We start from the raw sequence: 12,616 nt of genomic DNA on the forward strand, positions 1-12,616 counted from the left end.
CGGCTGCCCACGGCGACGGACCGCAGCCGGCTATTCGCGCACCAGCGGCCGGACCACCTCGAGCAGGCTCACCAGGGTCCTGCCCGGCTCCTCCCACGGCACCATGTGCGCCGAACGTTCGAACCAGACGCCGCGCGTGAACGGGGCGTCCACGCGCGCCAGCCAGTCGGCGGTGGGCTGCGAGGGCGTGGTGTAGTCGTGGCGGCCCATGAACATCACCACCGGGATCGGGAACTCGCGCACGCCGCTGAAATCCACCTGGACGTATTCGTCGAGCAGCCGCTCCAGCGTGAACAGGCTGCCGGCATTGAGCGCGGCGCGGTCCTCGGCGTCGTAGTCGGGGGACAGGCGCGCGGCCCCGTAGAACCACAGGTTGGTGGCATCGCGGTGCGCGGCCATGCCGCCGTAGTGCTGCGGCCACTTGCGCGCGGCCACGATGCGCTCGCGGGTGAGCGGCGCGGTACCGGGATACGGCAGCAGCGCCTCGATCTCGCGCACCGCGTCCGCGTTGCCGTGGCGGCGCGCCTCGGCCAGCCCGTATTCGATGCTGATGCGCTCGTTCTCGCGCACGTCGATCACCTGGCCGATGCCGACGTAGGCATGGAACAGGTCGGGCCGCGCCTGCGCGGCGTGCATCGCCGGGATCGTGCCCCAGCTGTGCGCCATCAGCACCAGCCGCTGCTTGCCGAGCCTGCTGCGCACGTGTTCGGCCATTGCGACCAGGTCGTCGACGTAGGTCTGGATGCGGATCGTGCCGGCGACGGCGTCGGAGTGGTCCTCGCGCCAGGTCTTGCCGGCGCCACGCTGGTCGTAGTGGACCATCGTGAAGTATTCCTCCAGCGGCCGCTGGAACTGCCACAGGCTCGGCATCGTCGGCGAGGCCGGCCCGCCGTGCACGAACAGGATCACCGGGTTGGCGCGGTCCTGGCCGCGGATACTGATCCAGTGGTCGACGCCGTTGATGCGCTGGCGGTAGGTCTCCTGCACGCCGTCGGGGCCGGGAATGCGCAGCAGGTCCTCGACCACCGCGCGGGCGCGGGCGGCGTCATCGACGGGGGGCGTCTGCGCGGGCGCGGCGAGCGCGCAGCAGCACAGGGCAATGGCGGTCAGCGATCGGAGCATGGTGCGATCCGTGGAGTGGGACGTCCCCACCCAGATACGGTCAGCGCCACGACGGTTGCAGCCATGGCCACGTCAAGCGCAATCCGCGCCGATCGAGCCCTCAAGCAACGCTACCCGCGCCCGGAGCCGCGGCGGATGCGCCCAGGGGGCCCTGGTCGCCCGCATGCGCTCCTCGCCTGGACAGTCCAATGCCCACCGAGGGGATGGCGAGCCCCGGCAGCCAGCCTGGCCTGACAAGCACAGTTGGCGCGCCGCACCGGCTGGCGATCGGCGTCGTCGCGGCGTTGGCCGCCACCCCGGCCCTCCCCCGCAGGCGGGGGAGGGGGCAAAGGCGCGCGGAGGAAATTGGAGGCGGGGAAATTGAAGGTGGGACGGAGTAGAGGACGCCGAGAATGGTTCGAACCGATGGCGCGCGGAGCCCGTAGCGCGCGCCTGCGCTCTTTGCTCCCTCCCCCGCCCGCGGGGGAGGGCCGGGGTGGGGGCCCGCCGGAGCGTCGCTCCAGGCGCGCCCGGCGCACCCGGAGCCGCCCCTCAGCCCGCCAGCAGCCGGTTCATCCGCTGCACGAACGCCGCCGGATCCTCCAGCGGCGCGCCCGCCGCCAGCTGCGCCTGCTCCAGCAGCAGCGTGGCCAGGTCGCCGGCGCGCGCGTCGTCGTGCTCGCCCAGCAGCTTGCGCGCCAGCGCGTGCTGCGGATTGATCTCCAGGGTCGGCTTCTGGTCGGGCACGTCCTGGCCGGCTTCGCGCAGCAGGTGCGCCAGGTGCGGCGCCATCTCCCATTCCGACAGCGCCAGGCACGAGGGCGAATCGGTCAGCCGCGCCGACACGCGCACGTCCTCGACGCGGTCGCCGAGCAGGCCCTTGATCCGCTCCAGCAGCGGCGCGGCGGCCTGCGAAGCCTCCTCCTGCTTCGCCTTCTCCGCCTCGTCCAGCGGCAGCTCGCCCTTGGCGATGTGCTTGAGCGGCTTGCCGTCGTACTCGCGCAGGTGGCCGAGCATCCATTCGTCGATGCGGTCGGACATCAGCAGCACTTCGATGTCGCGCGCGCGGAAGCCCTCCAGCTGCGGGCTGCCCACCGCCGCGCGGTAGCCGTCGGCGGTGACGTACCAGATCGCGTCCTGGCCTTCGCCCATGCGCGCGACGTAGTCGTCCAGCGAGACCGTGCGCGCCTCGCCATCGCCCTTGGTCGAGGCGAAGCGCAGCAGCCTGGCGATGCGCTCGCGGTTGCCGTGGTCCTCGACGATGCCTTCCTTGAGCGTGTTGCCGAAGGCCTTGAGGAAGGCGGCGAACTTCTCCGGCTCGTCGCGCGAGAGCTTCTCGATCAGGTCGAGCACGCGCTTCACGCAGGCGCCCCTGATCCGCTCGAGCTGGCGGTTGTGCTGCAGGATCTCGCGGCTGACGTTGAGCGGCAGGTCGTCGGCATCGACCACGCCACGCACGAAGCGCAGGTAGTTGGGCAGCAGCTCCTCGGCCGCGTCCATGATGAAGACGCGCTTGATGTAGAGCTTGAGTCCCTTGCGCTCGTCGCGTCCGCCCATCATCAGGTCGAACGGCGGCTGCGAGGGGATGTAGAGCAGGGTGGTGAAGCTCTGGCTGCCCTCGACGCGGTTGTGCGACCAGGCCGCGGCGTCGTTGAAGTCGTGGCCCAGCGACTTGTAGAAGTTCTGGTACTCCTCGTCGCCGATCTCCGACTTCGGCCGGGTCCACAGCGCGGAGGCGTCGTTGGCGGTCTCCCACTCCGGCGCGGCGTCGGCCTTGGCCTCCCCGTCCTCGCCGGCCGGCGCGGCTTCCTTCGGCATCCGGATCGGGAAGGCGACGTGGTCGGAGTACTTGCGCACCAGCGAACGCAGCTTCCAGCCATCGAGGAACTCGTCCTCGCCGTCCTTCAGGTGCAGCACCACGGTGGTGCCGCGCTCTTCGAGCGTGGCGGCCTCGAGCGTGTACTCGCCGCGGCCGTCGCTCTCCCAGCGCACCCCGGACTCCGCCGGTTCGCCGGCGCGGCGGGTGAGCACGGTGACGCGGTCGGCGACCACGAAGGCCGAGTAGAAGCCGACGCCGAACTGGCCGATCAGGCGTGCGTCGGCCTTCTGCTCGCTGCCCAGCGCCTCCAGGAAGCGGCGCGTGCCGGAGCTGGCGATGCTGCCGATGTTGGCCACCACTTCGTCGCGCGTCATGCCGATGCCGGTGTCGCGAATGGTGATGGTGCGCGCGTCCTTGTCCCAGCTCACGTCGATGCGCAGCTCGGCCTCGCCGGCCAGCAGGTCGGGGTGGGCGATCGATTCGAAGCGCAGCTTGTCGCAGGCATCGGAGGCGTTGGAGATCAGCTCGCGCAGGAAGATTTCCTTGTGCGAATACAGCGAGTGCGTGACCAGGTGCAGGACCTGGGCGACTTCGGCTTCGAACTTGCGCGTCTCGGCGACGGTGGTCATGGAGGACTCCCTAGCTTGGCCATGGCAGGCGCCGGATATGCGTGCCGCGGCGGCGATTTCAAGCGCGGAGCAGCCGTTTGCCGCATCGCGGGGATGGCGTTATCGTCCGCCCATGCCCTCGTCGACCGCCAGGAGCACCGTGCGCTGCAAGGCGCGGCTGCTGCGTCCGGCCGCGCCGGCCGACGCCAGCTGGACCTTCCTGGTGCTGCCGGCGGCGGCCAGCGCGAAGTTGCCCACGCGCAGCATGGTCAGCGTCGAGGGCCAGTTCGCCGGGCAGCCGTTCCAGGCCACCCTGGAGCCCGATGGACAGGGCAGCCACTGGCTGCGGGTCGAGCGCGAGCTGCGCGAGGCGGCCGCGGTCGCGGCAGGCGACACGGTGGCACTGGTGCTCACGCCGATGGCGCAGGAACCCGAACCGGTGCTGCCGCCCGACCTGCGCGAGGCGCTGGATGCGGATCCCGGCGCACGCGCCACCTGGGACGACATCACCGCGGTGGCGCGCCGCGACTGGATCGCCTGGATCACCTCGGGCAAGAAGGCCGGGACCCGGGCCAAACGCATCGGCGTGGCCTGCGACAAGCTCGCCTCCGGCCAGCGCCGCGCCTGCTGCTTCGACCGCTCCGGCATGTACAGCAAGTCGATGTCGGCGCCGGTCGCGGCGGAGTAGCGGCCAAGCGCGGCCTGCCGCTTGACGGCGTGCGGCGGGCGGCGGGCGGCGGATGTTGTGCCGGCGCCGGATGCGCAGGGGAAAGGGGAAGATGGGCACACACCGGACGTTCCGGGAGGCCGCGGCCTTGCTGGTGCTGTGTTTCGCGGGCCTGGTCCAGGCCGCGCCCACTGTCGGCGAACCATCGCCAGTCGATCTGCTGGGCACGACCCCCGACGGTGAACAGATCCGCATCAGCGAGCATCGCGGCAAGGTGTTGGTGGTGAGCTTCTGGGCCTCGTGGTGCGGCTATTGCCGCAAGCAGTTCCCGCTGCTGGACCATGTGCAGGCCTCGGCCGGCCGCGAGCAGTTGCGCGTGGTGGTGGTGAACTTCCAGGAGCCCAGGAGCGACTACGTCCGGATCCGCCGCTCGCTGCGCAAGTCGTCGGTGACCTGGACGCACGACCGCGACGGCAGCCTGTCCGACGCCTTCGGCGTCAAGGGCGTGCCGTACATGCTCGTCTTCGACAAGGCCGGCGAGCTGGCTGCCGTGCGCAGCGGCTATTCGGAGGAATCGGCGGCGCAGGTGATCGACCTTCTCAACGAACTGATGTCGGCACCAGCCCCGCCGCCGTTGCCGCCTCCGGCGCCGGAGGTGGTGGCGTCCGCAGCGGCTGCGATCGCCACGTCCTGACGGTCCAATCGCAGCGCCTCGACTGGCGCAGCCTCGTCGCGTCGGCCGCCGCGGTCAGCGCCCGCCGGGCTTCGCGACTTCGCGCGCGAGGCGGCAGGCTCATGCGTCGCGGCTCGCCCTGCTCAGGCGGTGGGCTGGCCCGTATGCGGCGTGTGGATCAGCGGACCCAGGTCGAAGCCCTGCTGGCGCGCGATCGCGCAGTAGTGGTTGCGCGTCACCTCGTCCAGCGCCGGCTCGCGCGCCAGCAGCCACAGGTACTTGCGGTCGGGGCTGCCGACCAGGGCGATGCTGTAGGCCGGGTCGAGCGCGATGATCCAGTAGTCGCCCCTGGTGAAGGGAATCCAGCGCAGGCCCTCGGGCAGGAAGCTCACCTCCAGCTTGCTGCCGGTCCCGTCCACCGCGGTTGCCTGGCCCACCGCTTCCTCCACCTCGCCGTTGCGGCGCATGCGGTTGCGCACCTCGACCGAACCGTCGGCCTCGAGCGTGTAGGTGGCCGAGACGTCGGTGCCGTCCTCGGGCTCGTGGCGCATCGGCAGGCGCGCGATCTCGTACCAGGTGCCCATGTAACGGGCGATGTCGACGCTGGGGACGGTGCGCAGCTCGGGCAGGTCGGGCACGGAAGCTCCTTGGAGGATGTCGGGCGGCAGGTATAGGCGGCGGAGAGTGAAGCGGCCGTGGCGGCGGGCAGGCCCGGCCCGGCGCTACAGCGGCCAGACCCGCAGCAGCAGCGGGATCGACACCGCCAGGACCAGCAGCTGCACCGGCAGCCCGAGCCGCCAGTAGTCGCCGAAGCGGAAGCCGCCCGGACCCAGGATCAGGGTGTTGTTCTGGTGCCCGATCGGGGTCAGGAAGGCGCACGAGGCACCGATGGCCACCGCCATCAGGTAGGGATCCGGATCGACGCCGAAGGTGGTGGCCGCGCCCACCGCGATCGGGCACATCACCGCTGCGGTGGCGGCGTTGTTCATCAGGTCCGACAGGGTCATGGTGACCACCATCACCAGCACCAGGCCGAGCACGGGGTGGCCCTGCGCGAGCGAGTCGAACAGCGCGCGCGCGATCAGGTCGGCGGTGCCGGTGGACTCCATCGCCCCGGCCACGGGGATCAGCGCCGCCAGCAGGACCACCACAGGCCAGTCGATGGCCTCGTAGACCTCGCGCGGCGGCACCGTGCGCAGCGCCATCGAGGCGACCACGCCCAGCGCGAACGCCGCTGCGGCCGGCAGCAGGCCGAACGCCGTCGCCGCGATCGCCAGCGCCAGCACCAGGCTGGCCGTGATCGCCTTGCGCCGGTTGGGGATGCGCAGCGCGCGTTCGGCCAGGGGCACCGCGCCGAACTGCGCGGAGAAGCCGGAAATCGCCGCCAGCGTGCCCTGGACCAGCAGCAGGTCGCCCTCGCGGAAGGGTTGCGAGCGCAGCCGCGTGCGCGAGAGCCGGCCGGCGCGCGAGATGGCCAGGACGTTGATCGCGTGGTGGGTGCGCAGGTCGAGATCGATCGCGGAGCGGCCCGACAGCGCCGAACCCGGCAGCACCACGATCTCCTGCAGCACGATCTCCTCGTGCGGGGTCCGCGCGGCATCGCGCACGGCCTCGTCCCCTTCCGGCGCCGCCCGGTCGTCGCCGTCCCCGTCGTCCGCTGCCGGGTCGCGGCCGGCGCGCCAGTCGCGGACGCGCAGCGCGCGTCCGCCATCGGTCAGCGCGCGGACCGGGGCCCGCCCGGCGGGCGGGCCGCGCCCGGGGTCACCGTCCTGGCCCGCGCCATCGTCGTCTTCCCGCGGCGGCGGGACGTCCTCTTCCAGCTTCAGTCCCAGGCTCGACAGCAGGCTGGACAGCGCGTCCGCGTCGGCCTCGACCACCAGCACGTCGCCGGCGCGCACCACGCGCGAGGGGTGCGGTGCGTGTACCCGGAACTCGCCCTGGACGATGCCCAGGACCTGCGCGCCGTGCTGGTCCATCGCCTTCTCGATCGCGGACAGCCGCTCACCCACTGCGCGCGCGCCCTCGGGCACGCGCACCTCGGTGACATAGGCGCCGGGGTCGAAGCCCGCGGCCGCCGCCTCGCGCCGGACCGGCACCAGCTTCCAGCCGCCGAGCGCGATCAGCAGCACGCCCGCGCCCGCCACCGCCACGCCCACCGGGCTGAAATCGAACATCGAGAACGCAGGCGCACCGGTGGAGGCGCGGTAGCCGGAGACGATCAGGTTGGGTGGCGTGCCGATCAGCGTGGTCATCCCGCCGAGGATGGAACCGAAGGCGAGCGGCATCAGCACCTGGCCCGGCGCGAGCTTGCGCTTGCGCGCGATCTGCAGCGCCACCGGCATCAGCAGCGCCAGCGCGCCGACGTTGTTCATGAAGCCGGAGAGCAACGCCGCCAGCGCGGTAAGCGCTGCGATCGACAGCATCGGTCCGGCCTTTGCCGGCAGCGCCACACGCGCCAGCGCATCCACCGCGCCCGAAGCCTGCAGACCGCGGCTGAGCACCAGCACGCAAGCCACGGTGATCACCGCGGGATGGCCGAAGCCGGCGAACGCCTGTTCCGGCGCCACCACCCCGGCCAGCACGGATGCCATCAGCGCGCCCCCGGCGACCAGGTCGTGGCGCCAGCGGCCCGAGAGGAAGGCGGCGACGGTCGCCGCGAGGATCGCGAGGATCAGGAACTGGTCGGTCTGCATGCCGTTGCCTGGTCGTGGTCAGGCGACAGGGTAGTCGTCCGGGCGCGCGGGCGTGGTGGCCCCCGGTCGATGGCTACGCGACCGGTGCGCCGGCCGTGCCGGCCTCGTCCAGGCCGTCCTCGGCTCCCGGCGAACTGGTTTCCGACCTGCGCGGCACCGGCGTGGGCGTCCGCGCGGGCAGGGTCTCGCCGGGACCTTCGCGCGCAAGGTCGGCGCGCAGCCTGGGCAACGCTTCGGGGTGGCACTGGGTCAGGTAGTCGATCATGCGCTCGCGCACCACGCAGCGCAGGTCGAACAGGTCGCCGGAATTGCCCGAGCTCACCAGCAGGCGCACCTGGATGGTGTGCTCGCAGGTTTCGGTGACCTGGGCCACGCACACCCGTCCGTCCCAGCGCGGGTCTTGCTCGCAGATCCGCTGCAGCTGCGCGCGCACCTCGGCCATCGGCGTGCGGTAGTCCAGCCACAGGAATGCCGTGCCCAGCAGCTGCGCACTGGTGCGGGTCCAGTTCTGGAACGGGTTCTCGATGAACCACTGCAGCGGGACCACCATGCGCCGCTCGTCCCAGATGCGCACCACGACATAGGTACTGGTGATCTCCTCGATACGGCCCCACTCGCCTTCGACGATGACCACGTCGTCGAGCCGGATCGGCTGCGCCAGCGCGATCTGCAGGCCGGCGATCAGGTTGCCGAACACCGGCTTGGCGGCGATGCCCGCGACCAGGCCGATGATGCCGGCCGAGGCCAGCAGGGTGGCGCCGATCTGGCGGATGGCGGGGAAGGTCATCAGCGCCAGGGCCACGCCGACCAGGATGATCGCTCCCTGGATCACGCGCGCGATCACCCGTGTCTGCGTCTGCACCCGCCGCGCGGTGAGGTTGTCCTCGATGTCGACCGGGTGCTCGCGCAGGATCCGCGCTTCCACCGCGCCCACCGCGCGCACCGTCAGCCAGGTCGCGCACAGCAGCACGCCGATCCCGAGCCAGTGCTTGGCCTGCGCCGTGGCGTGGGCGGAGAGCGGCGTCGCATCGACCGCCAGCATCAGGAACAGCAGCGGCAGCGCCAGCGCGGCGGGCACCGCGATCACCTGGACGACGCGTGCCGGCAGCGAATCGCGGGAACTGGCCCGCGCGCGCGCCGCGACGTACAGCAGCACCTGGCGCACCACCAGTCCGAGCAGGAGCGCGGCCACGATCGGCCACGCGATGGCAGTCAGTTGCGGCCAGTCCACGCGCTGCATGCGTTGCGTCTCCCTTCGTGCAAACGCGGGAGGATGGCAGCCGCAGCGTGGACGAAGCGTAGAGCGCGGGAATGCCCGCCGCCTGCAGGACGCGCCTGCGCCGGTGTCCCGATCCCGGCACGCGTGGCCGCGATCCGCGTCAGCGTGTGCCCGACGCCTGTTCCAGCCCGGGCGACAGCCAGAACGGGATGGTGTACTCGCGCCGCCGGCGAACGCCGCGATCGCCGCCATCGGCGTTCCATACCAGGTGCAGGTCATGGCGGCCGTGCGCGAGCGCGGCCATGTCGAGATAGCCGACGATGCCGCGCAGGCCGAGGTCGCGACGCTCCGCCGGGAGGAAACCGGCCAGCGACACGGGTTCGCCGTCCAGCGTCACCGACCACAACCGGGCGATGCAGGCGACCGCGCGCGCCCCGGCGCCCTCGCCATCGCGATTGCGCCCACCCTCGGCGCAACGCTCGCGCGCCAGCGGATTGTCGAGCGCTGGCTGGTGCGGAATGAACAGCCGCAGGTGGCTGTCGGCGATGCGGTCGGACGGGATCATCGGCAGGCGCTTGAGGACATCGTCGCCGGAACGCAGCGCCTCGTAATGCGCGCTGCGCAGGCCCTGGTCGACCGCGTCGGTGGTCACCACCTCGTAATGGTGCGCCAGCGCCAGGCGCGAGGAGGCGGCGATCTGCAGCGATCCCAGCATGCCGGTGGCGGCGATCACCACCATGTAGACGGCCATGAAGGCATTGCCGCGCAGATTGCTGTGCAGGGTCAGCTGCACCGGTGCGATCAGGCGCTGCGGGATCAGCACCCCCAGCACCCGCAGCATCAGGCGCACGGTACGCTCCAGCCGCGGTGCATCGCGTCCGGCCCGGCGCAGCCGCGCGATGCGCTTTTCCAGCACGACCGGCACCAGCCCTACCGTGATGAACACGGCGTAGGCCACGGCCAGCAGCGCGGTCGTGGCGCGCGCGGGATCGTCGAACAGCCGGCCGACCAGGCCGGCGGCGAGGATCGCCACGACCGCCAGCACGCCCACCCAGGCGATCGCCAGCGCGATCAGCAGGGTCATCGCGAACAGGATCGAGGCGGCCCGGTCGGCCCGGTCGATCGCGCTCCCCAGGTCGCCGACCACGCGCTCGTGGTGTTCGCGCGAGACGCTGCCCATCAGGGGGACGCGATCCCAGCGGATCCCGTCCGGGAAATGCGACTTCAGGCCGATCAGCCCGACCCAGTATCCGCGGATGGCCAGGTGCACGGCGAACGCCGTGCCCAGCGTGTATCCCAGGCCGGTGACGACGAAGAAGCCGAACCACACCGCCTGCATGAACACGCCCTCGACGTGCACCTCGCTGGCGGCCCAGGCGTCGAACGCCCGGCCCGGCACGGTCAGCAGGGCGAAGGCGAGCAGCCCCGAGATGATCAGCTCGATCTCGTCGGTGCGTTCGCGCAGGCGTTCGAAGGCCACCCGGCCCGCGGGCGGCTGGACGTCCGCGCCCGCCTCCGGGCGCGTGCTGGTGGTCTGGGTCATCGGCGTAGCTCCCCTCTCCAGGGGAGTCTAGCGCGCGGCCGGGGCGCATCCGGGCGGCGGACGCTCGTTGACGATGCGCGCTGCACCGGCATGCGCTAGCGTGTGCTGCCCCCGACAGCCCGAGGCCATGCCCATGCGCAGCGCGATGCATCACCGTTTCGGCGATCCGGCCGAGGTCCTGGTTGCCGGCGACAGCCCGCTGCCCGAACCGGGTCCGGGCGAGGTGCGCGTGCGCTTGCGCCTGGCGCCGATCCACAACCACGACCTGTGGACGGTCCGCGGCCAGTACGGATGGAAACCTTCGCTGCCGGCGATCGGCGGCAGCGAAGGCTTCGGCGTGGTCGATGCGCTGGGTGCGGGGGTCGAGGGCTTCGCGCCGGGACAGCGGGTCACCGCCGCGTCCGGCCGCGGCACCTGGGCCGAATACTTCGTGGCGCCGGCGGACATGCTGGTCCCCGTCCCCGACGCGATCGGCGACGAGCTGGCCGCGCAGCTGGTGGCGATGCCGCTGAGCGCGCTGATGCTGCTGGAGACGCTGGACGTGGCGCCCGGGCAATGGGTCGTGCAGAACGCGGCCAACGGCGCGGTGGGCAAGACCCTGGCCATGCTCGCCGCCGCCCGCGGGGTGCACGTGCTGAGCCTGGTGCGGCGCGAGGCCGGGGTGGCGGAGATGGCGGCGCTGGGCGTGGAGAACGTGCTGTGCACGGCCGACGCGGACTGGCGCGACGCGGCCAGGTCGCTGCTGGGCAAGGCGCGCGCGCGCGCGGCGGTGGACTCGGTGGGCGGCACCGACAGCGGCGAACTGGTGGCGCTGCTCGGCGACGAGGGCGTGCTGGTGTCGTTCGGCTCGATGAGCGGCGAACCGATGGTGATCCCCTCGGGCGACGTGATCTTCCGCCACCTCACGGTGAAGGGTTTCTGGGGCAGCAAGGTCAGCCGCGAACTGGCCCCAGGCACCCGGCAGCGCCTGTTCGGCGAGCTGCTGCAGCGCGCCGCCAGCGGCGAGTTGCGCCTGCCGGTGGATGCGGTCTACGACCTTGCGCAGGCGGCCGAAGCAGCCGCCGCCAGCCAGCGTCCGGGACGCGGCGGCAAGGTGCTGCTGCGCGCCTGAGGGCACGGCCGCTCGCGCGGCCGTGTCCGGCCCCGCGCGAGGAATCAGTCCGCGGTCACCGCCTCCAGGATGCGCTTGCCCGCGGCGATGTCGTCGGCTTCCTCCACCGACGCAGGTTCGGCCTCGCCGCCGGTACCGTTGCAGCGCCCCGCCATCAGCGGGCAGTGTTCGGACATGTAGTCGATTTCCAGGTTGAGCCGTTCCAGCAGGAAATCCACGAATGCGCGCACCTTCGGCGATTGTCCGTGGCCGCGCGGGAACACCGCGTTGAACTCGTACTCGGGTCCGGCCCAGCCGGCGAGCACGCGTCGCACCTTGCCCACTTCCACCGCGGGCTTGACCATCACGTCCGCGCCGATCACCAGCCCCTCGCCGCACAGCAGCGCGCCCTTGAGCGCGGCCGGATCGTTGACCACCAGGATCGGGTTGACCGGGAAATGGTGCAGGCCGCTGCCGTCGTCCAGCGGCCAGGCGTAGCCGCTGCCGTGGCGATGCTTGTGCATGGCCAGGGTGCGGTGGTACTGCAGCTCGTCCGGATGCAGCGGCTCGCCGTGGCGCTCGATGTAGGAGTTGGCGGCGAAGATCTGGGTGCGGATCGTGCCGAGCCGGCGCGCGACCAGGCTCGAATCGGGCAGCGGCCCCAGCCGCAGCGCGACGTCGATCTCGGTGGCGATCAGGTCGACCGGTTCGTTGGACAGCGTCATCTCCACACGCACTTCCGGATGGCGCATGTGGAACTCGCCCAGCAGCGGCGCGATCTTGTCGATGCCGATCGAATACGGCGCGGTGAAGCGCAGCCATCCGCGCGGGCCGGCCTGCAGCTGGCTGACCGCGCTCTCGGCCTCGTTGAGGTCGCGGGCGATGCGCTGGGAATGTTCGAAGTAGATGTTGCCGGCCTCGGTCAGGCCCAGCCTGCGCGTGGTGCGGTGGAGCAGCTGCGCGCCCAGGCGCGACTCGAGTTCCTGCACCTTGCGACTGACCGTGGTCTTGGGAAGGCGCAGCGAACGCGCCGCGCCCACGAAACTGCCGTGCTCGACCACCTTGACGAAAATCAGGGTGTCGTTGAGATCGTGCGTCATCGCCGCCTCCTGCGTGTGATCGCTGATTGGCCCGCCTGCTGGACAATTATTCCCTCAATCGGGGACTAATCAAGTCCTGATTCGAAGCGCAGGATGTGCGCCA

10 protein-coding genes are annotated in these 12,616 nt (G+C 71.5%); 3 read left to right on the forward strand and 7 right to left on the reverse strand.

Annotated elements, in window-relative coordinates; genetic code table 11:
* Positions 1 to 30 precede the first annotated feature (30 nt).
* Positions 31 to 1,122 carry an alpha/beta hydrolase gene (locus Q0863_RS09570; RefSeq protein ID WP_298577591.1) on the reverse strand — a complete coding sequence of 364 codons (1,092 nt, stop codon included), beginning with the start codon at positions 1,120 to 1,122 and terminating at the stop codon, positions 31 to 33.
* A 531-nt stretch (positions 1,123 to 1,653) separates the two neighbouring features.
* Positions 1,654 to 3,549, reverse strand: coding sequence for a molecular chaperone HtpG (gene htpG / locus Q0863_RS09575; RefSeq protein WP_298577593.1), 1,896 nt, complete (start codon positions 3,547 to 3,549; stop codon positions 1,654 to 1,656).
* A gap of 112 nt (positions 3,550 to 3,661) precedes the next feature.
* On the opposite strand from htpG, the gene Q0863_RS09580 reads away from it, so the two are divergent.
* Positions 3,662 to 4,216: a YdeI/OmpD-associated family protein gene (locus tag Q0863_RS09580; protein ID WP_298577595.1), complete on the forward strand. Its 555-nt coding sequence runs from the start codon at positions 3,662 to 3,664 to the stop codon at positions 4,214 to 4,216.
* 91 nt (positions 4,217 to 4,307) lie between these two features.
* A complete protein-coding gene (locus Q0863_RS09585; RefSeq protein WP_298577597.1) occupies positions 4,308 to 4,889 on the forward strand; it encodes a TlpA disulfide reductase family protein in 582 nt (193 codons plus the stop codon).
* A gap of 122 nt (positions 4,890 to 5,011) precedes the next feature.
* Here Q0863_RS09585 and Q0863_RS09590 read toward each other — a convergent pair whose 3' ends face one another.
* The 4 genes from Q0863_RS09590 to Q0863_RS09605 form a co-directional block, all read right to left on the reverse strand.
* Complete coding sequence (locus tag Q0863_RS09590) at positions 5,012 to 5,506, reverse strand: lipocalin family protein (RefSeq protein WP_298577599.1); 495 nt, start codon at positions 5,504 to 5,506, stop codon at positions 5,012 to 5,014.
* 84 nt (positions 5,507 to 5,590) lie between these two features.
* Entirely contained in the window at positions 5,591 to 7,561 is a 1,971-nt protein-coding gene (locus Q0863_RS09595; protein ID WP_298577601.1) for an SLC13 family permease, read from the reverse strand.
* A 73-nt stretch (positions 7,562 to 7,634) separates the two neighbouring features.
* Positions 7,635 to 8,801, reverse strand: coding sequence for a mechanosensitive ion channel domain-containing protein (locus Q0863_RS09600; RefSeq protein ID WP_298577603.1), 1,167 nt, complete (start codon positions 8,799 to 8,801; stop codon positions 7,635 to 7,637).
* A gap of 139 nt (positions 8,802 to 8,940) precedes the next feature.
* Positions 8,941 to 10,323: a hypothetical protein gene (locus tag Q0863_RS09605; RefSeq protein WP_298577605.1), complete on the reverse strand. Its 1,383-nt coding sequence runs from the start codon at positions 10,321 to 10,323 to the stop codon at positions 8,941 to 8,943.
* Between the two features lie 133 nt (positions 10,324 to 10,456).
* Here Q0863_RS09605 and Q0863_RS09610 point away from each other — a divergent pair, with 133 nt between their 5' ends.
* Positions 10,457 to 11,434 (forward strand): zinc-binding dehydrogenase, encoded by a 978-nt coding sequence (locus Q0863_RS09610; RefSeq protein ID WP_298577607.1) that lies wholly within the window; start codon positions 10,457 to 10,459, stop codon positions 11,432 to 11,434.
* 44 nt (positions 11,435 to 11,478) lie between these two features.
* Here Q0863_RS09610 and Q0863_RS09615 read toward each other — a convergent pair whose 3' ends face one another.
* A complete protein-coding gene (locus tag Q0863_RS09615) occupies positions 11,479 to 12,513 on the reverse strand; it encodes a LysR family transcriptional regulator (protein ID WP_298577609.1) in 1,035 nt (344 codons plus the stop codon).
* Between the last annotated feature and the right edge of the window lie 103 nt (positions 12,514 to 12,616).

The organism is uncultured Luteimonas sp., assembly GCF_947492465.1.
In the GTDB taxonomy this organism is placed as follows: Bacteria; Pseudomonadota; Gammaproteobacteria; order Xanthomonadales; family Xanthomonadaceae; genus Luteimonas.

Excerpts from the sequence above, each read along its gene's own strand:
- Q0863_RS09600 (WP_298577603.1), bottom strand. The coding sequence starts at position 8,801 with ATGCAGCGCGTGGACTGGCCGCAACTGACTGCCATCGCGTGGCCGATC.
- Q0863_RS09570 (WP_298577591.1), bottom strand. The coding sequence starts at position 1,122 with ATGCTCCGATCGCTGACCGCCATTGCCCTGTGCTGCTGCGCGCTCGCC.
- Q0863_RS09595 (WP_298577601.1), bottom strand. The coding sequence starts at position 7,561 with ATGCAGACCGACCAGTTCCTGATCCTCGCGATCCTCGCGGCGACCGTC.
- Q0863_RS09580 (WP_298577595.1), top strand. The coding sequence starts at position 3,662 with ATGCCCTCGTCGACCGCCAGGAGCACCGTGCGCTGCAAGGCGCGGCTG.
- Q0863_RS09610 (WP_298577607.1), top strand. The coding sequence starts at position 10,457 with ATGCGCAGCGCGATGCATCACCGTTTCGGCGATCCGGCCGAGGTCCTG.
- Q0863_RS09615 (WP_298577609.1), bottom strand. The coding sequence starts at position 12,513 with ATGACGCACGATCTCAACGACACCCTGATTTTCGTCAAGGTGGTCGAG.
- htpG (WP_298577593.1), bottom strand. The coding sequence starts at position 3,549 with ATGACCACCGTCGCCGAGACGCGCAAGTTCGAAGCCGAAGTCGCCCAG.
- Q0863_RS09585 (WP_298577597.1), top strand. The coding sequence starts at position 4,308 with ATGGGCACACACCGGACGTTCCGGGAGGCCGCGGCCTTGCTGGTGCTG.
- Q0863_RS09605 (WP_298577605.1), bottom strand. The coding sequence starts at position 10,323 with ATGACCCAGACCACCAGCACGCGCCCGGAGGCGGGCGCGGACGTCCAG.